This window comes from Pseudarthrobacter phenanthrenivorans, assembly GCF_036455295.1.
GTDB lineage: Bacteria > Actinomycetota > Actinomycetes > Actinomycetales > Micrococcaceae > Arthrobacter > Arthrobacter phenanthrenivorans_C.
The window spans coordinates 1-560 of the sequence record NZ_JAYXNX010000050.1 but is presented as its reverse complement, the minus strand read 5'-3'; the positions used below and the strand labels follow the sequence as shown (position 1 = coordinate 560).

Sequence of the window (560 nt, the reverse complement as noted above, 5' to 3'; positions counted from 1 at the left end):
GCGTATTTGAAGGAGCATGTGGCGCAGTTGTTGATCGGGAAGGATCCGCACCGGATTGAGGATACGTGGCAGTTCCTGTACCGGAGTGCGTATTGGCGTCGGGGTCCGGTGACGATGGCGGCGATCGCTGCGGTGGATATGGCGTTGTGGGATATCAAGGGCAAGCTCGCGGGGATGCCGGTGTACCAGTTGCTCGGTGGTGCGTCGCGGAATGGGTTGCGGGCGTACGGGCACGCGTCGGGGTCCGATATTGAGTCGTTGTTTGATTCGGTGCGGGAACATCTGGAGCTGGGCTATAAGTCGATCCGGATCCAGACCGCGGTCCCGGGGATCAAGGCCGTGTATGGGGTGGCGGCGCAGGCGCAGGCGTCGGGGGAGCGGTATGACTACGAACCGGCCGGGCGGGGTGCGTTCCCGCAGGAGGAGGACTGGGATACCAGGGCGTATTTGCGGCACCTGCCCACGGTGTTTGAGGCGGTGCGGAATGAGTTTGGTCCGGAGATCCCGTTGCTGCATGACGGGCATCACCGGATGACGCCGATCCAGGCGGCGAAGCTGGG

At 63.8% G+C, this 560-nt stretch carries 1 pseudogene; it reads left to right on the top strand.

The annotated features are described in order from the left end of the window. Positions 1–560, top strand: a pseudogene (locus tag VXJ37_RS21070) (bifunctional D-altronate/D-mannonate dehydratase); the annotation flags it as partial.